Source organism: Mesorhizobium sp. dw_380 (genome assembly GCF_018588885.1).
Lineage (GTDB): Bacteria > Pseudomonadota > Alphaproteobacteria > Rhizobiales > Rhizobiaceae > Mesorhizobium.
In genome coordinates, this window is sequence record NZ_JAFFIW010000124.1 from 1 (window position 1) to 1,022 (window position 1,022).

The 1,022-nt window shown below is 59.4% G+C and carries 2 protein-coding genes; both read right to left on the bottom strand.

Going from position 1 to position 1,022, the window contains the following annotated elements; genetic code table 11:
• On the bottom strand, positions 1–185 hold a 185-nt coding region (locus JT360_RS33155), incomplete at its 3' end, for a beta-ketoacyl synthase N-terminal-like domain-containing protein (protein WP_281040151.1).
• Complete coding sequence (locus tag JT360_RS33160) at positions 186–467, bottom strand: acyl carrier protein (protein WP_126057635.1); 282 nt, start codon at positions 465–467, stop codon at positions 186–188. It abuts the gene before it with no gap.
• Between the last annotated feature and the right edge of the window lie 555 nt (positions 468–1,022).

The window sequence follows — 1,022 nt, forward strand, 5'->3', positions numbered from 1 at the left end:
TTGATGTCGTGCTGGGGCAGCGCCTTGATCTCAGCGCCGGTCATGCCCTCCAGGTCATGAAGCTCGGAATTGGCGATCGGGCCGATGGCGGAGCGGCCTTCGCGCATCTCTTTCCACATAGAGGCGGCGTCGGTGCCCAGTCCGCACAGGCCGCCCACTCCGGTGATAACGACGCGCCTGTCCATTCAAGCCTCCTTCGCAAGCAAGCCGCGGACGGCTTCCACGACGTCGCCGACATTCTTGAGATTGGACCAGGCATCGGCCGTGTTCATGTCGATCTTGATGCCGTAGGCCTGCTCCACATCCCAGAGGACGTCCGCCAAACCCAGCGAATCAAACCCGAGCGCGTCCAGTTCCGTGGCGATTGTTATCTCGCCGACGAATGACGTAGGCATTCCCTCACCGCTCTCCGACTCGGCGCGTTTCTTGATCAGGGCAATGACGTCCGTTGCGAATTGATCGGCCATTCTGTTTCCTGTCTTTCTTTCCCGCGTTTCGACCTGGACGCGGCTCAGTTCCTGAGGCGCGCCGCGTCGCGAAAGCCATCACGCTTGGGCAACTGACAAAGCCCAATGCTCATAAAGCCGGATCAGGTCCGGCCGGTGTGTGGCGTAGGTGCAGTATGACGATGTGAGCCGCTACACCGTGCGCGTCTCCCAGTCTGTCCATAGGCTCGGAAGAAGTCGGACCCGGTCAGTTGCAACTCCCTTTCCCAGCACTCCACTGCCCGGTAGAGCGCATGAAAAATCTCCTTTCGGGCGGTTTCTTAAGACGCTCGCCACGCCATGAGGCAGTGGGGGCATCGGTGTGCGTCAGGTGCTTCTGCCCATGCAGGATTCCAGAACATTGATGAAATCGTTTGTTTCGATGAAAGGCATCCACACTTTGGATAGTTGACCACGCGTTTCAAAGATCGTGAACTACATCTCGTCGTTGTGCTCGACGCACTCCCGACAGAGCGCAACCTCATGGGCGCGGCATGCAGGATTAACCGAGCCCAGCCGGTCATGAGTGCGGCCGGC

What these genes read in the sequence shown, in the direction of transcription:
- JT360_RS33160 (WP_126057635.1), bottom strand. Translation starts at nt 467, where the DNA reads ATGGCCGATCAATTCGCAACGGACGTCATTGCCCTGATCAAGAAACGC.